The following is a 19304-nucleotide window of genomic DNA, read 5'->3' on the forward strand; positions in this document are numbered from 1 at the left end:
ATCAGTCAGTAGCCAGGAGGATCGTCTCGTTCGCGGGGAGCCTGCCGTCGGCGCGTCGTTGCATGACCGACACGCCGACGGCGATCCACCAGAAATCTGATTCGTTTCTAGCGGTTTCTTCCGACAGGCAGATCGCGGCGATCCGCAACTCGGCCGCCAGTGTCGGTGTGAGCGGAGTGGCTCGAGAGAGCGCCTTCTCCGCTACAGCGGCGAAGTTCATGACTGAGCGTTTTCCCCAACGGCTCATCGGTGCAGTCCGTACCGCTGTGATTGAGGCGGCTATCAAGCTGGGGATCGCCAGGTAGTTGCCGCTTCCCTTGCGGCGGATCACGTCGACGAAAGCCCGTGGGAAACTTTCCGCGAAAGCGGCTCTTGATTGGGCGTCCGAGCGTTTGAGCGCTTCATTGATCGTGCGGCCCACCGCAGCTGCGTAGTCGGTGGTTGGGGGGTGTTCAAAATTCAGGGTTTCAAGCTCGAGGTAGGGGAGGTAAAGATTTTGGGCGCCGTCGTGCGCAATTCTTGCTCGGTATGCGCAATCTGTCACGTCAGGTAACAGGCTGAAATCTTTTTGTAAATCAGCATGTAGCTCTGCCAGTGTGATCCCGAACTGGGTGGACCGGCGAAGGACCCAGTCTTCAGTTGTTGCCCCGTTGTCTTCTGCGGTCCATGGAAGCAGTGGACCTGGCTTTGTTGCCAGCGGTGACGACTTCAGCTCACTGTCGCTTGGCAGGCGAAAGGTCGTCTCGCTGGCGGTCTTGCTGTTGAGCCATGCGGCGAAGTCAAGTGTATCCTCAAGCCTTACTCCGCGAACGGGCTGGTCAGGAGCGTCCAAGGGCGCATCGGGCACGCATTGCGGGTGGGACTCGAGGAACAACTTGTAAATGTGCACGGGTACTGGACTGGCGCACAGGCGTGTTCCCTGCTCTGCGCGGACGAAGTTGTGCAAGTTCCGTTGCAATACGACAAAAATCATGAGCTCGCGTAGTTGGGTGTCGGCCTCCGGATCGGTCACGGTGTCCAGCATCCGGTCAAGTTCGGCTCGTAGTTCCGGTGCCAGTTCACTGCCTTGCTCGGCGCAGTCGAACGCCAGCGACAACGCGCGGATCGATCCCGAGTCCAAGCATGCCTGAACTATCGGATCGGCGCTCGTGCGCGCCACGTACAACAGAATCGTCTCACGCCACCACACGTCATCGACCTTGTCGACCAGTACGCGGGTCAACTGCTTCTCCCGCACGTGATGAGCGGCAAGATATTCCTGAAAGGTCATGTGCGCGAAAGCGAAGGAATCCCGCTCACGTTCCAAAAGGAGTCCGTTGGACGTCATGTCGGCGAGGAAGCCGATCTCGTCCATGTCGCGTGCCATTCGCTTGAGGGACGTGCGGAACTCCGTCTCGATTTGTTCTCGGCTGATGTCGCGAAGCTTGCGGCTCATCATTGAAAAGGCGAGCCCGCTCAGGAGTGTCATCTTCTGTTCGCCATTCAGCTCTGACGAGAGCTTCTTGGCTTCCTGGCGCCGCCACAGCAGCACCTGGCAGATCTCACTGTAGAGATCAACGCGACTGCCGGGTAGCGCGCCCCGGAACTTGTGCACATTAGCGATCATGGTGAGCAACAAGGGGTTCACGGTCAGCTCGTAGAGTGCGGGGGTCTCGTGCAGTCGTTTAAGGAGGTCGGCCGCCTCGCTTTCGGCTCGGCGGGCCACCTCGGAGGACTTCTTGCCGGTGCTGCGCTGTTCGAACGCCAGGTACCAGCTCCGCGCGAACGTTGTGACTTGCTTGTCGGTGAAGCCGCGTACCTGCACGATGGCGGCGCCCGAGATTGGCGCCGATTGGTACCCGTGTGGACGAGACGTGATCACGAAGTCATTCGAGGGGTAGCGGTTTACCTGGCGCTCCACCCAGTCGGACACCTCGTGCCTGTTGTTCTGGTCCGCTACCTCGTCGAGCCCGTCGAGGAGAATTACGCATGAACCGGCGCGCAGCTTTCGCTCGAACCATCCAGTCGGGGCAGCCTTGTCGATCAGATCCGGTAGTGGAGTGCCATCTGTGATGGCCTGGAGGTGGTCGCGCAGGTAGAGCAGCACCGGAATCCTGCGGCGGCGGTGCCGTTGGCGGCACATGCGCAACGCGGTGTGGCGGAGCAACGTCGTCTTGCCGCAGCCGGGTGGGCCGATCACAGCGAGCACTGCAGGCTTCGACTGGTCAACAAGATCACCGATGAAATGCCTGTCCGGGTGGACTTGCGATCGTCCCAAGACGTCGGACGGGATCGTCGAGGGATCGCTGTACACGAGGCTTACGTCAACGAAGACCTCATCAAGTTCTGGCGTGTAGAATCCTATTGTTGCAAGGCCTTTGAGGTCGATGTACCTCAAGTTGCCGAAGACGAAATCGCGGTAACGGCGCTCATAGCGCGACAGTCGTCGGCGAGCGCCCTCGTCGATCGTCTTCGCGAGGGGGTCTTTCCAGCGCTTGTTCAGCTCATCCGCAGTTCCGCCGACGAGCTTGCTCACGAAGCCGATACCGAGGATTACGGCCTCGTAGCCCACCAAAGCCGCGAGAGCCAGCGCTGGGTGCGTCTTCGCCCAAGTCTGCAGCGCTTGTAAGAAGGTGAACGCGGCGACCGGTGGAGCGATGGCCGCACCAAGCAGACCGAGGATCTTTCCCATGCCTTCTATTCGTTCTGAAGGCATGGGACGTCACCTTATTCGCCTCGGGTGGGACTAGTCCTCGAAGTCGTCGTCGTCGCGCGCCAGGAACGTGGCGAAGCGCTCGATCGGCGTCTCGAAGTCGGGGTTGGCGTCGACGAACTCCCGCAGCTTGTCGGCGAGCCACGCGAACGTGACCTCCTCCTCGCCGCGCCGCTTCTCGAGCTCCTCGATGCCGCGATCGGTGTGGTACATGGCCTGAACTCCTGTGAGGGCTGGAAAAACGAGCCGCCGGACCCAGTCGGATCCGGCGGCTCGTTCGGGCGTACTCGGGTTTACTCGAACGCGCGGTTGATGATCTCGCGCTGCTCGACCTCGTGCACCTTGCTCGAACCGGCCGACGGCGCGGCCATCGGGCGGCGCGACACCCGCTTCACACCGGACAGGTGCGCGGGCAGCAGCTCCGGCAGGGCGAGACCGTAGAACGGCCACGCACCCTGGTTCGCCGGCTCCTCCTGCACCCAGCGGATGTCCTTCGCGTTCGGGTAGCTCTCCAGGGTCTCGGTCAGCTTGCGGGCCGGAACCGGGTAGAGCTGCTCGACGCGCACGATCGCCACGTCGCTCGCCGCGCGCTTCTCCCGCTCCGAGTGGAGCTCGTAGGAGATCTTGCCGCTGCACAGCAGGACCTTCGTGACCGCGTTGCGGTCCTTGACGGTCGGGTCGTCCATCACCGACTGGAAGCGGTCGTTGATGAACTCGTCCGTGCCGCTGACGGCCGCCTTGAGGCGCAGCATCGACTTCGGCGTGAAGACGATCAGCGGCCGGTCGACGCCGTCGAGGGCGTGGCGGCGCAGCAGGTGGAAGTAGTTCGCCGGCGTCGACGGCACCGCGACGGTCATGGAGCCCTCGGCGCACAGCTGCAGCCAGCGCTCGATGCGGCCCGACGTGTGGTCGGGGCCCTGGCCCTCGTGGCCGTGCGGCAGCAGGATCACGACGTCGGAACGCTGACCCCACTTGGCCTCACCGGACGAGATGAACTCGTCGATGATCGGCTGCGCGCCGTTGACGAAGTCGCCGAACTGCGCCTCCCACAGCACCAGCGCCTGCGGGTTCGCCACCGAGTAGCCGTACTCGAAGCCGACCGCCGCGAACTCCGACAGCACCGAGTCGTAGACCATGAACTTGCCCTGGTCCGGCGACAGGTTCTGCAGCGGCGTGTACTCCTCGCCGGTCTTGCGGTCGATCAGGGTCGCGTGGCGCTGCACGAACGTGCCGCGGCGCGAGTCCTGGCCCGCCAGGCGGACCTTGCGGCCCTCCAGGGCGAGCGAGCCGAACGCGAGCAGCTCCGCGAACGCCCAGTCGATGCCGCCCTCGCGCGCCATCTTGGCGCGGCGGTCGAGCACCGGCTTGACGCGGGCGTGCGGCGTGAAGCCCTCCGGGAGGTTCACGTGCGCGTCGGCGATGTGCTCCAGCACCTCACGGGTGATGCCCGTGGGCAGCTTCGCCGGGACCTGCTGCTCGGACTCGACCGACGGGCTCGCGACGATCGGGTGCTTCTCGAGCTCGCGGACCTCGTTGAAGACGTGCTCCAGCTGGCTGGAGAAGTCCTGCAGCGCCTTCTCGGCCTCCTCGACCGTGATGTCGCCGCGGCCGATCAGGGACTCGGTGTAGGTCTTGCGCACCGAGCGCTTCTGGTCGATCACGTCGTACATCGCCGGCTGGGTCATCGAGGGGTCGTCGCCCTCGTTGTGACCGCGGCGGCGGTAGCAGACCATGTCGATCACGACGTCCTTGCGGAACCGCTGGCGGTAGTCGACAGCGAGCTTCGCGACCCAGTAGCAGGCCTCGGGGTCGTCGCCGTTCACGTGGAAGATCGGCGAGCCGATCATCTTCGCGACGTCGGTCGAGTACTTCGACGACCGCGAGTGCTCCGGCGCGGTGGTGAAGCCGACCTGGTTGTTCACGACGATGTGGACCGTGCCGCCGGTGCGGTAACCGCGCACCAGGGCCAGGTTCAGCGTCTCGGCCACGACGCCCTGACCGGCGAACGCCGCGTCACCGTGCATGGCGACCGGCAGCACCGGGAAGGTGTCGCCGCCGATGCCGATGAGGTCCTGCTTGGCGCGCACGATGCCTTCGAGCACCGGGTCGACCGCTTCGAGGTGCGACGGGTTCGCCGTCAGCGACACCTTGGTCTCGCCGTCGCCGAACATCCGGAAGTACTTGCCCTCGGCACCGAGGTGGTACTTCACGTCGCCGGAGCCGTGCGCCTGACCGGGGTCGAGGTTGCCCTCGAACTCGCGGAAGATCTGCGAGATCGGCTTGCCGACGATGTTCGCGAGGACGTTCAGGCGGCCGCGGTGCGGCATCGCGATGACGACCTCGTCGAGCTCGTGCTCGGCTGCCTTGTCCAGCACCGCGTCGAGCAGCGGGATGACGGTCTCGCCGCCCTCCAGCGAGAAGCGCTTCTGCCCGACGTACTTGGTCTGCAGGAACGTCTCGAACGCCTCAGCCGCGTTGAGCTTGCTGAGGATGTACTTCTGCACGGTGGCCGGGGGCTTCTCGTGCGGGACCTCGACGCGCTCCTGGATCCACTGCCGCTCCTCCGGCTCCAGGATGTGCATGTACTCGACGCCGACCGTGCGGCAGTACGAGTTGCGCAGCACACCGAGGATGTCGCGGAGCTTCATCCGCTCCTGACCGGCGAACCCGCCGACCGGGAACTCCCGGTCGAGGTCCCACAGCGTCAGGCCGTGGCTCAGGACGTCGAGGTCCTGGTGGCTGCGCTGGCGGTAGTTCAACGGGTCCGTGTCGGCCATCAGGTGGCCGCGGGTGCGGAACGCGTCGATCAGCTCGATCACGCGGGCGGTCTTGTCGACGGCGCCCTCGGGGATGTCGGCGACCCAGCGGATGGGCTCGTACGGCAGCCGCAGCGACGCGAAGATGTCGTCGTAGAAGCCGTCCTCGCCGAGCAGCAGCTGGTGGATCCGCTTGAGGAACTCACCGGACTCCGCACCCTGGATGATGCGGTGGTCGTAGGTGCTGGTCAGCGTGATGATCTTGCTGACGCCCATGTCGGTGAGCGCCTGCTCGCTGGTGCCCTGGAAGTGCGCGGGGTACTCCATCGCGCCGACGCCGACGATCGTGCCCTGACCCGCGGTCAGCCGCGGCACCGAGTGGTTCGTGCCGATCGTGCCGGGGTTGGTCAGCGAGATCGTGGTGCCGGAGAAGTCCTCCGACGTGAGCGACCCACCGCGGGCCTTGCGGATCAGGTCCTCGTAGGCCTGCCAGAACTGCGTGAACGTCATGTTCTCGCAGCCCTTGACCGAGGCGACGACCAGCGTGCGCTGCCCGTCCTTGCCGGGCAGGTCGATCGCCAGGCCGAAGTTCACGTGCTCCGGCGTGACGACGAACGGCTTGCCGTCCACCTCGGCGTAGTGGCGGTTCATGTTCGGGAACGCCTGCAGCGCCCGCACGACCGCGTAGCCGATGACGTGGGTGAAGGAGACCTTCCCGCCACGCGTCCGCTTCAGGTGGTTGTTGATGACGATGCGGTTGTCGGCCAGCAGCTTGGCGGGCACGGCACGCACGCTGGTCGCGGTCGGAACGGTGAGCGACAGCTCCATGTTCTTCGCGATGGCGGCGGCGGCACCGCGCAGCTGCTTCTGCTCGGGCTGCGCGCTCGGCGTGACCGGGGCGGCCTTCGCGGCCTGCTGCGGCGCCGGCTTGGCAGCCGCGGGCTTGGCGGCGGCGGGCTTCGCGGCGGCGGGCTTGGCGGCCGCCGGCTTCGCGGCCGCGGGCTGCGGCGCGGCCTTGACCTCGGCCTGGGCTTTGCCGGTGTCAGCGGCAGGTGGCGTCACGGTCGTGGTGGTCGTCGTGCCACCCGCGCTCGCCGAGGCGGCGTTCCCGTTCCCGCCCGATCGCTTGTAGTCGGCAAAGAAGTCATGCCATGCCGGGTCTACGGATGACGGGTCCGCGAGGAACTGCTCGTACATCTCCTCGACGAGCCACTCGTTCGGCCCGAACTGTGACGCAGGACTGCTGCTGGACACGGCTGGCGCTCGCCTCTATCCATCTCGCTCTTGGTGGTGACTCATGCGGTAGTCAGGTTAGTCCCCTCAGCGTGGCCCTTCACACGCTGGAGGCACCTGGCAAGGAGTGCTCTGTCACAGGATCGATCAGGACGGCCTTCACGTCACCCGCAGTTGAGCATCCCTTGAGGTGAAACTCGCTGTGAAGCATCCCATCGTGCTTTTCCACCGCGCTCCCGGACCGGGGACGGACACCGAACGCAGTGATCAGATCACGACGGGTACGACGACTTCGCTCAGAGGAATGATCCCGCTCTTCCGGTCAGCCGGCCGAACCGGTGATCGACTTGACCACGGCCTCGACGAACCGGTCCCTCGTCCGCTCAGGTACCCGGTCCAGCGACAGGTACGGGTTGAGGTCCTCCAGCTCGACCAGCAACAGCTCCCCGTCCCGCGTCCGGCACGCGTCGACCCGCTGAATGCCGTGCTCCAGCCCGTTCCACTCGACGAACCTCTCCGCGAACGCGAGGTCCGCACCGGTCGGCCGGTACTCGACCAGCTCCCAGCGCCGCGCGGGATCGGGTGCGTTCAACGCGTACTGGAACTCGCGGTCGACGTAATAGAACGACACCTCGTATTTGAAGTCGACCTTCGGTTGGATCAGCATGTCGCTCTCGTCCCGGATTTTCTCGCGCGGGACGATTTCCAGCCCGTGAGAATCCGCTCCCGCTTTCGGCTTCACGACGTACAGCTCCGCCTCCGGCAACCGCCCGACGTCCGCGACCCGCTCCACCGTGGGAATGACCGGCAACCCCAGCGCGGTCAGGTCGACCAGGTACTGCTTGCCCGCCATGTCGCCCTTGCCGGTGAGCGGGTTGTAGACGGTGATGCCACTCGCCAGTGCCGCCTCCCTGAACTCCCGGTACGCCTCCGGGTAGTCGATCACCGGCCCGCTGTTGCGCACGACCACGACGTCGAACCCGCCACCGCCGCGGATGAACGCGGCGGCGTCCCGGGGGTTGCACAGCGCGATGTCGAAGTGCTCGCGCAGGCGGGACGTCAGGTGGATGTCCTCGTCGCAGTACCGGCGGCCGCGGGCGGGGTAGGAGAGGTCGGTGACGTAGAGGACCTTGAGGCGACCGGGCACGGCGAGCTCCTGGGGGTGGGGGTGTTCGCTTTGTACGTGAGGACGGGGCCGATCACGAGGGTTTCGTGGGGGGCGCCACGGGCGGGGTTGGTGTTGTGGGGCGGGTGGGCGGTCGGGGCGGAGGTTGCCGCGGTGCGGCGATGGACCCCGAACGCATGGTCCGTGGCTGTTCGACCTGGGTGCCGATGTGGCGGGCGACGTGCCCGGCCCGCATGCCGACGTGGCGGGTGACGTGGCCGACCGCTGTGCCGGCGTGACAGGCAACGTGCCCAGCCCGCGTGCCGGCACAGCGGTCGACGTGGCCGACCGCTGTGCCGACGTGACAGAGAACGTGCCTGGCCCCTGGCGCCAAGACTGCGGGCGACGTGCCCATTCGCGGTGCGAAGGCGCAAGCGAGCGCCTTGCGCGATCACCCCTCCCGAGGTGACCGGCAGCGTGCTCGCCTGAACCCGGTGCCGCCCGCATCCGGCGCGCGCCTACCTCACCGCGGTGCGAGGCGCAGGTGAACGCTTTGCGTGACCATCCCTCCCGAGGTGACCGGCAGCGTGCTCGCCTCAACCCGGTGCCGCCCGCATCCGGCGCGCGCCTACCTCACCGCGGTGCGAGGCGCAGGTGAACGCTTTGCGTGACCACCCCTCCCGAGGTGACCGGCAGCGTGTCCGGCTCAACCCGGTGCCGACCGCAAACGGCACGCGCCCGCCTACCGCGGTGCGAAGGCGCGGGCGAGTGCCTGCGCGGCCGACCTCGCGGGCGAGCGGCAGCGTGTACGCGTTGGCCGCCCCAAGCGGTGGGCGGCGGGAGCAGGGGCGAGGGGTCAGGGGGTTGAGGTGCCGTGGCGCCAGAGGCGGGCGTAGGCGCCGTTGGCGGCCAGGAGGGTGTCGTGTGTGCCGACTTCGGCGACGCGGCCTGCTTCCAGCACCACGATGCGGTCCGCGCGGGCCGCGGTGGCCAGGCGGTGGGCGACCACGAAGGTCGTGCGGGAGCCGGCCAGGTGGTCGCTGGCCGCGAGGACCGCGGACTCGGTGGCCGGGTCCAGGGCTGCGGTTGCCTCGTCCAGGAGCAGGAGGTCGGGGTGCACGAGCTCGGCGCGGGCGAGGGCGACCAGTTGGCGTTGGCCGGCGGACAGGCGGTTGCCGCGTTCGCCGACGGGCTGGTGGAAGCCCGAGGGGAGGGTGGCGACCATCGGCAGGGCGCCGACCGAGGTCACGGCCTGCTCGATCTCGTCGTGGGTGGCGGTCGGGCGGCCGTAGGCCACGTTCTCCGCCACGTCGCCGCCGAACAGGTGGGCTTCCTGCGGGACGACGCCGAGGCGTTGGCGGTAGGCCTGGAGGTCGTAGGTGCGGATGTCGACGCCATCGACCAGGACGGTGCCCGCGGTGGCGTCGTAGAAGCGGGCCACCAGCTTGACGAGGGTCGACTTGCCGGCGCCGGTCTCGCCGACCAGTGCCACGGTCTCGCCGGGGCGGACGTGCAGGGAGACGTCGGCGAGGGCCGGCTGGTCGGTGCCGGGGTAGGCGAAGGAGACGCCGCGCAGCTCCACCTCGCCGCGCAGGTGCGCCGGGACCGGCACCGGGGACGCCGGTGGGGAGACGGTGGTCGGGGTGCGCAGCAGGTCGCCGATGCGGCGCAGGCCCACGCGGGCCTGCTGGTAGCCGTCGAAGACACCGGACAGCTGCTGCAACGGGCTGAAGAACATGCCGAGGTACAGCAGGAACGCCAGCAGCACGCCGGGGCTGAGGCTGCCCGTGGCGACGCGGTGGGCGCCGGCGGCGAGGGCGATGGCCTGGGCCACGCCGGACAGCATGGCGACGAACGGGAAGTACGTCGCGATGTACCGCTGCGCGCGCAGGCGGGTGCGGCGGTAGGCGTCGCTGCGTTCGGCGAAGGCCTCCGCGGAACGGCGTTCGCGGGTGTAGGCCTGGGCGACGCGCAGGCCGGAGACGTTCTCCTGCAGGTCGGCGTTGACGGCGCTCACGCGTTCGCGGGCCTCCGCGTAGGCCGCCGAGGACAGGCGCTGGAAGACGATCGTCGCGACCACCAGCAGCGGCAGCACGGCCAGCGCGATCAGGGCCAGCGACGGGTCGGTCACCACCAGGGCGACGGTCACGCCGACGACGGTCAGCAGGCTGATCACGGCGGTGACCAGGCCGGTCTGCAGGAACGTCGACAGGGCGTCCACGTCCGTCGTCATCCTGGTCATGATCCGGCCGGCCATCTCGCGCTCGTAGTAGTCGAGCCCGAGCCGCTGCAGGTGGGCGTAGCTGCGGATGCGCAGCAGGTACAGCAGCCGCTCGCCGAGCCGGGCGGCGAGCACGGTGCTGCCGGCCGTCGTCAGCCAGCCGGCCACCACGAGCCCCACGCCCAGTGCGACCGCGAGCCACAGCGACGACGTCTCGCCGCCCACCACACCGCCGTCCACGCCGAGCCGGACCAGCGCGGGCAGACCCATGCCGACCAGCGCGTCCAGGACCACCAGCGCGCCCACGCCGAACAACGCCCACCGCACCGGCCGCACCAGGCGGGCCAGCCGGAAGCCGGGGTCGGGTGTGGTCGGGTCCTCGGTCAGCACCGGCTCCTCCGTCGCGGGCGGCAACGCGCGCACCTGTGCCAGCAGCTCCGGCGTCGGCGGGCCACCGGCCAGCGCGGACGCGGCGCCCCCGCCACCACCGCGGCGACCGGACAGCGCGGCGGCACCGGAGCCACCGGCCGGCCGGGCGTCCTCGACCAGGCGCTGGTCGAGCTCCTCCTGCGACACCTCCGGCCACAGGTCACCGGTGGGTGCCGGGGCCGCCGACTCGATCGCCTCGCCGGGACCGGCCAGCAGGTCGCGGTACAGCGCGCACCGCTCGGTCAGCTCCTCGTGCGTGCCCACGTCGACCACCCGGCCCGCGTCCAGCACGGCGATCCGGTCGGCCAGCGAGAGCGTGGAACGGCGGTGCGCCACCAGCAACGTCGTGCGGGAGGCCGTGACCGACGCCAGCGTCGCGTGGATCGCGGCCTCGGTCGCGTTGTCCACCGCCGACGTCGCGTCGTCCAGCACCAGGATCCGCGGGTCCGACAGCAGCGCCCGCGCCAGCGCCACCCGCTGGCGCTGACCACCGGACAACGTCAGCCCGCGTTCGCCGACCACCGTGTCGTACCCGTCCGGCAGCGCCTGGATGAAGTCGTGCGCCTCCGCGGCCTTCGCCGCCCGCTCGACCTCCTCGCGCGAGGCGTCGGGACTGCCGTAGGCGATGTTCGAGAACACGCTGGAGGAGAACAGGAAGGCCTCCTCGAACACCACGCCCACCGCGCCGCGCAACGACTCCAGCCGCAACGTCCGCACGTCCGCGCCGCCCACCGCGACCGCACCCGAGTGCACGTCGTAGAACCGGGGCAGCAGCAGCGACACCGTCGACTTGCCCGACCCGGCGGTGCCGACCAGCGCCAGCGTCTCGCCCGGCTCCACCGAGATCGAGAAGTCCGTCAGCACCGGCTCGCTGCGCGTGTAGCCGAACGTGACGCCCGAGAACGACACCCCGAGTGGACCCGGCGGCACCTCGTCGGGCCCGTCGGTGACGTCCGGCTGCGAGTCGATCAGCTCGTAGACCCGCTCCACGCCGGCCCGCGCGAGCTGCGCGGACACCACCAGGCTCGACAGCAGCCTGGTCGGTCCGACCAGGTTCGCCACGTACGCCGAGAACGCCAGGAACGTGCCCAGCGTGACCTGCCCGTGCAACGCGAGCCAGCCGCCCAGCCCGAGCACGCCGACCTGCCCCAGCAGCGGCAGCGCCGTGACGGTCGCCAGCGGCCGCGACGACAGCTTCGCGGCCCGCATCCGCTCGGCGAACAGCCACCGCGCGTGCTTCTCCAGCCGGGCGACCTCGCGCGCCTCCTGGCCGAAGCCCTTCACGACGCGCACGCCGGTGACGGTCTCCTCGACGTGCTGCGCGAGGTCGGCTGCGCGCTGCTGGGCCGACCAGGTGGCCGGGAACAGCGTGAGCCGGGTCCGCCCCGCCAGCCACGCCACCAGCGGCAGCACGACCAGCGCGACGATCGTGAGCGGCACCGACAGGTAGAGCATCGCGGCGAGCGCGGCCAGCGCGAACACGACGGTGCCCACCGCCAGCGGCACCATCATCAGCAGCGACTGCACCAGCTGCAGGTCGGTGATCGACCGGGACACGATCTGCCCGGTGCGCAGCTCGTCCTGCTTCGCGCCGTCCAGCCGCTGCACCGAGGAGAACACCGACCGCCGCAGGTCGTGCTGCACGTCGAGCGCCAGCCGCCCGCCGACGTAGCGCCGCACGAAGGCCGACGCGAACGTCAGCACCTCCAGCACGACCAGGGCGACGACCAGCATCACCAACCGGTCCGTGCGCCCCGCCGTCGAGTCGTCGACCGCGACCTTGAGCAGCAACGGCCCGGCCGCCTGCAGACCCACGCCGAGGACGGCGGCGACCACTGACAGCACCACCAGCCGCGGGTGCTGCCAACACGCCGCCACCAGTCGGCGGACCCAGCCCTGTTTCACACGGATGAGGCTACGGACCAGGTCTGACAATCGTGATAACCGCAGTTCAGGTGATGTCCTTGGACTGGGTCGCCGCCCAGCCGCCCGCGAAGACCACGCCGGCCCACGCCACGAACACCAGTCCCGACCACCACCAGTCGAGCGCGCCGGACGCACCCGCGATGGCGCGCAGCACGTCCTCGATCTCCGGCGGCACGACACCGGCCGTGGACAGGAAGAGGTCGACCGCGACCGACCCGGTCAACCCGTTGATCGACCCGTTCGGCAGGAACCCGATCACCGACGGCACCTCGAGGTAGGCGAGCACGAAGTGCAGCACGTTCTCGATCACCAGGAAGTACAGGATCAGGATCACGACCGAGCCCGCGACGTTCGGGATCAACGCCCCGACGCCGACGCCGAACATCGTCATCAGGATCGACGACAGCACGCAGACCAGCGTGAGCATCGCCCAGCCACCCGCGTCCGGCAGCTGCCCGGAGTTCGAGGTGAGCACCACGCCCAGCGCGATGAAGGCCATGATCGCGAGGCCGTAGATCGCGCCCCACAGGACGTAGACCAGCATCTTGGCCAGCATCGCCTGCATCCGCGACGGCGCGGTCAGGAACGTCGTGGTGATCGTCCGCCGCTGGATCTCACCGGACACCGCCAGCGCACCGAAGATCAACGGGAAGATCGTCGACACGTTGATCGCCCGCGCGATGCCGAAGAGCGAGATCTTCCACTGGTCCGGCGTCACGCCTAGGAAGTCCGACACCTCGTCCACGTCCGACGACGACGCGAGGTCGACGAAGAACTGCCCGAGCAGACCGGTCGCGAGCCCCCAGCCCAGCGCCAGCACGGCGGTCGGGATCAGCAGCCCCCACCACAGCCCGGTCGTGGTCGTCTTGCGGAGCTCCGCCTGTACGAGGTTGCCCATCAGGCCCAACCACCCTGTTGCTGTTGCTGCTGCTGGTACGGCGCCGGCGCGTACCCGGCGTACTGGCCACTGGTGAGCTGGAAGAACAGCTGTTCGAGGTCGACCTGCTCCTCCTGGATGCCGTAGATCGACACGTTCGCCTGCAACGCCGTGTCCGCCACGTACTTGGCGTCCACACCGGACACCGCGAGCCGCCCGTCCGGCAGCTGCTCGACGTGCACGCCGGCCGTGCGCAGGGCGGTCGCCAGCGAGTTGACGTCCGACGGCTGCACGAGGACGCGCTTGCGCTGCGACTGCCGCAGCTGGTCCAGCGGGCCGTAGAACATCGTCTGCCCGCGCGAGATGATCACCACCTGGTCGACGGTCTGCTCGACCTCCGCCAGCAGGTGGCTGGAGATCAGCACCGTGCGCCCCATGCGCGCGTAGGACTGCAGGAACGTCCGCAGCCACGCGATGCCCTCGGGGTCCAGGCCGTTCGCGGGTTCGTCGAGCACGAGCACCTGCGGGTCGCCGAGCAGCGCGGTGGCCAGCGCCAGCCGCTGCTTCATGCCCAGCGAGAACCCGCCGACGTTGCGGTCCGCCGCGGACGCGAGGCCGACGAGTCCGAGGACCTGGTCGGCCTGCGCGTCCGGCACGCCGATCGCCGCCGCGTACACGCGCAGGTGGTTGCGGGCCGTGCGCGCCGGGTGGAAGCCCTGCGCCTCCAGCACCGCGCCCACCACGCGGCCGGGCTGGCCGAGCTGGTGGAACGGCCTGCCGTTGATCGTCGCGATGCCGCTGGTCGGCTTCACCAAGCCCAGCAACATGCGCAGGGTCGTCGTCTTCCCCGCGCCGTTCGGGCCGAGGAAGCCCGTCACGCTGCCGGGTGACACGGTGAAGCTCAGGTTCTGCACCGCGGCGACCGAACCGAACTGCTTGGTCAGGTTCTGCACCGCGATGAGGCCGCTGCCGTCATGCATGCGGCCCATCCTGCCTGATGGTCAGTCGGGCAACGCGTGCTTTGGCCGCGACACGACCGGCGCGCGGTGCACCACCTGCGGTGCGTCGGTCAAGATCGGCAGCTCGGGCGTGGGCTCGGCGGGGGTCCGCGGGGGCACTTCGGCGATCGCACCGGATCGGGTGAACGGGTTGCGCAGCGGCCCGCGGCGTTCCCGGTGCGGCAGCCCCTCTCCGATCAGGTGCCGGTGTGCCGTGTTCCAGACCTGGCACGGCCAGCGCCGCCTCCACCGCAGCCGGCTCGGGCACGTCCGGCACCGGCCGTCCTCGTCGGGCTGGTGCAGCGTGAGCAGCAACCGCCAGCCGTCCGCCAGGCGGTGGATCTCGGTGCGGGCCAACGGGACCAGCGCCTCGGCCGCGCCCTGCTCGGCCACCTCCTCCAGCAGCGCCAACCGGTGCAGCACCGCGTCGCGCAGGACCTCGTCCATCACATCTTCGCCGAGGCCTGGTCGAGCAGGGAGCCGAGCCGGCGCGTCTGGGTGGCGGACATCACAGCGGCCTCGCCCGGTGGTGCGACCAGCAGAACCCGGTCGTTCTCCACCAGAACGGTCATCGACCTGTCTCGACCGAACGGGTCGTGGCAGTGGATCCAGCCCTGTGGTTCAGCCATGGAATCTCCCTTCGAGGGACACCCGACTCCTGCTTCATCGGCCGTCGGCCCTGCTCGGCGCACCGGCAGCGGGGGATTTCACTCGTTTGCCGGATGAGCGGGACACGGGCGGTGGTCTGGGCGAGGCAACTTTTGGGTCGCGTTTCGGCGGGGGTGCTGGGCGCCACCGCCGAAGAGCCGCTATATTTGGTCCCGGCGGCCCCGCTCCCAGTGACCCCCAGGCTGGTTGAGCGCGGCCGCCCTTTATTTTTCCCACTTCTTCCCTCTTGTTCAGAAAAACCCCCTTGCGCCCTGCGTTCTCGTACGCTGTAAGTTGCTCGTACACCGTAAGGGGGAGGTTTTCATGAGTGCGACCACGACAGAAACCGTCGGCGTGCAGCCACATCCGCAGCGCTGGGCCGTGCTCGGCGTGCTCTGCCTGTCCGTGATGGTCGTGGTGCTGGACAACACCGTGCTGAACGTGGCGATCCCGTCCATCTCCACCGGTCTGGGCGCGAGCACCGCCGACATCCAGTGGATGATCAACGCCTACTCGCTGGCGCTGGCGGGCCTGCTGCTCACGACCGGCTCGCTGAGCGACCGGTTCGGCCGCAAACGGGCGTTGCTGGGAGGGCTGGCGCTGTTCGGCGCGGGCAGTGCCGTGGCGGCCTGCGCGGGCTCGTCCGAGGCGCTGATCGCGGCGCGGGGGTTCATGGGCGTCGGGGCGGCGTTGCTGATGCCCGGCACCCTGGCCGTGCTGATGCAGCTGTTCGACGAGGAGGAACGCCCGAAGGCCATCGGCATCTGGGCCGCGGTCACCAGCCTCGGCTTCGCGGCCGGTCCGGTGATCGGCGGCGCGCTGATCAAGCACTTCTGGTGGGGCTCGGTGTTCCTGATCAACGTGCCGGTGGCGCTGCTCGCGATCGCGGCGGTGGCGTTCCTGGTGCCGGAGTCGAAGGACCCGGCCGTGCGCAGGCCGGACGTGCTCGGCTCGGTCCTGTCGATCATCGGCATGGTCTCGCTCGTGTACGCGGTGATCTCGGTGCCGGAGAACGGGTTCGGCTCGCCGCAGTTCGGCGTGCCGCTCGCACTGGGGCTGGTCGCGATGGCCGTGTTCGCGTGGTGGGAGCGGCGCACCACCGACCCGATGCTCGACCTCGGGTTCTTCGCCGACCGCCGGTTCACCGGTGCCGTGGCGTCGGGCGTGCTGGCGGCGTTCGGCATGGCCGGCTCGCTCTTCCTGCTGACGCAACACCTCCAGGGCGTGCTCGGCTACAGCCCGCTGGAGGCGGGCCTGCGCGTCGCGCCGATGGCGATCGCGTTGCTCGTCACCAGCAACACCCTCGGTCAGCTCGTGCTGAAACTGGGTGCCGCCAAGGCGATGCTGCTCGGCATGACGGTCGTCGCGGGCGGCGTGGTGCTGCTCTCGATCGGCACCACCTACCCGCCGACGCTGGCCGGGCTGGTGCTGATCGGCGTCGGTGTCGGTGTGGCCCAACCGGTTGCCGTCAACGCGCTGATGGGCGCGATCCCGCCGGAACGCGCCGGCATCGCCTCCGGCCTGTCGTCCACGCTGACCGAGCTGGGCTCGTCGTTCGGCATCGCGATCCTCGGCGCGCTGCTGTCCGCGCGGTTCGTCGCCGCGCTGCCCGACGGAGTGCCGGGACGGTCGCTGTCGGAGGCGCTGCACAGCGGCGCGGACCTGACCGTGGTGCGCGAGGCGTTCTCGTCGGGCATGAGCGTCAGCCTGGTGGCCGGCGCCGTGTCCGTGTTCCTGGGAGGTGTTGTGGCGAGCGTGCTGCTGCGGCGTGCCTAGTATCGAGCCGTGGACAGCGTGTGGTTCGGCAAACCCAGGCCGGCGAGCGGCCAGCACCTCGGCCTGAGCCGGGAGGCCATCGTCCGCAAGGCGATGGAGGTGCTGGACGAGCACGGCCTGGCGAAGCTGTCCATGCGCAAGCTCGCCGCCGAGCTGGGCGCGGCTCCGATGTCGCTGTACTGGCACGTGCCCACCAAGGACGCGCTCATCGAGCTGTGCCTCGACGAGATCTACGGCGAGTTCCCGCGCCCGGCCCCCGGCGCCGCGTGGGAACCCGCGCTGCGCGAGATGATGCACGCGTTCCGCCGCCTCGCGCTCGCACACCCGTGGTGGGTGCGCGGCATCGGCGAGTTCACCACCATCGGTCCCAACGCCGTCGCCATGGCCGACGCGATGCTCGAACCCATGCGGGCGGCCGGCCTGACGATGGTCCAGGCGTCGCAGGCGATGTCGGCGGTGTCGAGCTTCGTCGTCGGGTACACGACGGCGGAGGCGAACTTCCGCAGCCGCGGCGGCCACGACGAACCGCCACCGGACCTCGGCCGGATCGCGGACCTGTACCGGGAGAAGCACCCCCGCTACGTCGAGATGCTGGACCAGCAGGAGCTGTGGTCGCTGGAGGGGCAGTTCGAGTTCGGGCTGGACTGCGTGATCGACGGGGTCAAGGCGCGGGTGGCCGCGCTGCGGTGACCGCGAGGAGGCGCGCCCGTGAAAGGCGAAACCCCCGCAGCGTGCTCCGCGTGCGGGGGCTCCTCCATCCGACTGGCTCTCAGACCACGGACTCCAGCGGCGTGTGCACCAGGCCGGTCGCCTCGGCCACCGGGCCGTTGGTCAGCTGACCGGCGTGCGCGTTGAGGCCCAGGGCGAGCGAACGGTCGTCCTTCAGCGCCTTCTCCCAGCCCTTGCCGGCCAGCGCGACCGCGTAGGGCAGCGTCACGTTGGTGAGCGCGTAGGTGGAGGTGCGGGGGACGGCGCCGGGCATGTTGGCGACGCAGTAGAACACCGAGTTGTGGACCTCGTAGGTCGGCTCGGCGTGCGTGGTGGCGCGCGAGTCCTCGAAGCAGCCGCCCTGGTCGATGGCGATGTCGACGAGCACCGAACCCGGCTTCATCTCCGCGACCAGCGCGTTCGAGACGAGCTTCGGGGCCGCGGCACCCGGCACCAGGACGGCGCCGATGACCAGGTCGGCCTCGCGGACGGCCTGCTCGATCGCGAACGAGTTGGACGCGAGCGTGCGCAGGCGGCCCTGGAACTGGGCGTCGATCTGGCGCAGGCGGTCGACGTTGGTGTCGAGGATCTGCACGTCGGCGCCCATGCCGACGGCGATGGTGGCGGCGTTGACACCGGCCACACCGCCGCCGATCACGACAACGCGGGCAGGGGCGACACCGGGGACGCCGCCGGGCAGCACGCCGCGGCCACCGGAGGGCTTCATCAGGCTGAACGCGCCCACCTGCGGGGCGAGGCGGCCCGCGACCTCGGACATCGGGGCGAGCAGCGGCAGCGAGCGGTTCGGCAGCTGCACCGTTTCGTAGGCGATGGCCGTGGTGCCGGAGGCCAGCAGGGCCTCGGTCAGCGGCTTGTCGGCGGCGAGGTGCAGGTAGGTGAAGAGGGTCTGGCCGGAGCGCAGGCGGGGGTACTCCTCCGCGATCGGCTCCTTGACCTTGAGGACCAGGTCGCCCTCGGCCCAGACGTCGTCGGCGGTCGGGAGGACCTTCGCACCCGCGGCGAGGTACTCCTCGTCGGTGATCGCGGAGCCCAGACCGGCGCCCTGCTCGACGTACACGTCGTGGCCCCGGCTGGTCAGCTCGTGGGCCCCGGCCGGCGTGAGGGCGACGCGGTACTCGTGGTTCTTGATCTCGCGAGGAACGGCGATCCGCACGATGACTCCTCCGTTTCGGCTGGCTGCTATCTCACAATGTGGGGCAGCCGGGAGGTCATGTCACTGTGCGGGTTGCACTGTTCGGGACCAGGCCGGTTGTGCTGCTGGGACAAAGCGACCTGCGCCACGCCTGTACCGGTCCCGCGTTGACACCCGGTGGCGGGCCCACATAGCGTTCCCACCGGAACTGAATAACGGCCGCGGTGCCCCTGACGGGCACCAGAACCCGGGTGGGAGAGACCTCGACGAGCTGGTCGGGGCGCCGAAGGGGCAAGCTCCCGCACACTCTCAGGCAGCAAGACCACTCGGGGTAGGCAACTCTGCACGGCGGAGGGGGCGCACGTTTCCTGCCCGTCATCTGCCAGAGGAGTCGCCGTGGAGTTCCCCGAGAACCTGCTCTACACCGCCGAACACGAGTGGGTCGACTGGACGCCGGGCACCCAGGACCCGTTGACCTGCGGGATCACCGAGTACGCCGCGGACGCGCTGGGTGACATCGTCTTCGTCCAGCTCCCCGAGGTCGGGGCCGAGGTCGTCTCCAACCAGGTCTGCGGCGAGCTGGAGTCCACCAAGTCCGTCAGCGACCTGTTCTCCCCGGTCACCGGCGAGGTCCTCGAGGTCAACACCGCCGTCGTCGACGACCCGGCGATCATCAACACCGACCCGTACGGCGCCGGCTGGCTGTTCAAGGTGCGCGTGGACTCCGCGGAGGACCTGCTCACCGCGGCCAAGTACGCCGAGCTCACCTCGGACTGACCCGC

13 protein-coding genes and 1 riboswitch are annotated in these 19304 nt (G+C 69.1%); of the genes, 3 read left to right on the forward strand and 10 right to left on the reverse strand.

Going from position 1 to position 19304, the window contains the following annotated elements; all coding sequences use genetic code 11:
• Position 1: 1 nt before the first annotated feature.
• The 9 genes from ACZ7CD_RS23560 to ACZ7CD_RS23600 all read right to left on the reverse strand — a co-directional run bounded on the left by ACZ7CD_RS23560 (position 2) and on the right by ACZ7CD_RS23600 (position 14866).
• Entirely contained in the window at positions 2–2695 is a 2694-nt protein-coding gene (locus tag ACZ7CD_RS23560) for an NACHT domain-containing protein (RefSeq protein WP_470379674.1), read from the reverse strand.
• A 30-nt stretch (positions 2696–2725) separates the two neighbouring features.
• Positions 2726–2905 carry a DUF6104 family protein gene (locus tag ACZ7CD_RS23565; RefSeq protein WP_030471325.1) on the reverse strand — a complete coding sequence of 60 codons (180 nt, stop codon included), beginning with the start codon at positions 2903–2905 and terminating at the stop codon, positions 2726–2728.
• A gap of 80 nt (positions 2906–2985) precedes the next feature.
• Positions 2986–6702 (reverse strand): multifunctional oxoglutarate decarboxylase/oxoglutarate dehydrogenase thiamine pyrophosphate-binding subunit/dihydrolipoyllysine-residue succinyltransferase subunit, encoded by a 3717-nt coding sequence (locus tag ACZ7CD_RS23570; RefSeq protein WP_470379675.1) that lies wholly within the window; start codon positions 6700–6702, stop codon positions 2986–2988.
• 301 nt (positions 6703–7003) lie between these two features.
• The gene (locus ACZ7CD_RS23575) at positions 7004–7828 is read right to left on the reverse strand and encodes a hypothetical protein (RefSeq protein WP_470379676.1); all 825 of its coding nucleotides are present in this window, start codon (positions 7826–7828) and stop codon (positions 7004–7006) included.
• 814 nt (positions 7829–8642) lie between these two features.
• Entirely contained in the window at positions 8643–12341 is a 3699-nt protein-coding gene (locus tag ACZ7CD_RS23580; protein ID WP_470379677.1) for an ABC transporter ATP-binding protein, read from the reverse strand.
• Between the two features lie 46 nt (positions 12342–12387).
• Positions 12388–13260, reverse strand: coding sequence for an ABC-2 transporter permease (locus tag ACZ7CD_RS23585; RefSeq protein WP_458430388.1), 873 nt, complete (start codon positions 13258–13260; stop codon positions 12388–12390).
• A complete protein-coding gene (locus tag ACZ7CD_RS23590; protein ID WP_360395224.1) occupies positions 13260–14219 on the reverse strand; it encodes an ABC transporter ATP-binding protein in 960 nt (319 codons plus the stop codon). Before ACZ7CD_RS23590 ends, ACZ7CD_RS23585 begins: the two co-directional genes overlap by 1 nt.
• A gap of 21 nt (positions 14220–14240) precedes the next feature.
• Positions 14241–14684 (reverse strand): hypothetical protein, encoded by a 444-nt coding sequence (locus tag ACZ7CD_RS23595; protein WP_360395227.1) that lies wholly within the window; start codon positions 14682–14684, stop codon positions 14241–14243.
• Positions 14684–14866 (reverse strand): hypothetical protein, encoded by a 183-nt coding sequence (locus tag ACZ7CD_RS23600; protein WP_360395230.1) that lies wholly within the window; start codon positions 14864–14866, stop codon positions 14684–14686. The genes ACZ7CD_RS23595 and ACZ7CD_RS23600 overlap by 1 nt, the downstream gene beginning before the upstream one ends.
• Positions 14867–15209: 343 nt before the next feature.
• Here ACZ7CD_RS23600 and ACZ7CD_RS23605 point away from each other — a divergent pair, with 343 nt between their 5' ends.
• Both ACZ7CD_RS23605 and ACZ7CD_RS23610 read left to right on the forward strand, forming a co-directional pair.
• Positions 15210–16661 (forward strand): MFS transporter, encoded by a 1452-nt coding sequence (locus ACZ7CD_RS23605; RefSeq protein ID WP_360395233.1) that lies wholly within the window; start codon positions 15210–15212, stop codon positions 16659–16661.
• A gap of 9 nt (positions 16662–16670) precedes the next feature.
• Positions 16671–17351 carry a TetR/AcrR family transcriptional regulator C-terminal domain-containing protein gene (locus ACZ7CD_RS23610; protein WP_360395235.1) on the forward strand — a complete coding sequence of 227 codons (681 nt, stop codon included), beginning with the start codon at positions 16671–16673 and terminating at the stop codon, positions 17349–17351.
• A 79-nt stretch (positions 17352–17430) separates the two neighbouring features.
• On the opposite strand, the gene ald is transcribed toward ACZ7CD_RS23610, so the two are convergent.
• Positions 17431–18543 (reverse strand): alanine dehydrogenase, encoded by a 1113-nt coding sequence (gene ald / locus ACZ7CD_RS23615; RefSeq protein ID WP_360395237.1) that lies wholly within the window; start codon positions 18541–18543, stop codon positions 17431–17433.
• A gap of 221 nt (positions 18544–18764) precedes the next feature.
• A riboswitch (glycine riboswitch) is annotated at positions 18765–18857 on the forward strand.
• Between the two features lie 61 nt (positions 18858–18918).
• Between ald and gcvH the strand changes: the two genes are divergently transcribed.
• Positions 18919–19299 carry a glycine cleavage system protein GcvH gene (gcvH, locus tag ACZ7CD_RS23620; RefSeq protein ID WP_360395239.1) on the forward strand — a complete coding sequence of 127 codons (381 nt, stop codon included), beginning with the start codon at positions 18919–18921 and terminating at the stop codon, positions 19297–19299.
• The last annotated feature ends 5 nt before the right edge of the window (positions 19300–19304 follow it).

Source organism: Lentzea sp. NPDC036949, from assembly GCF_055608075.1.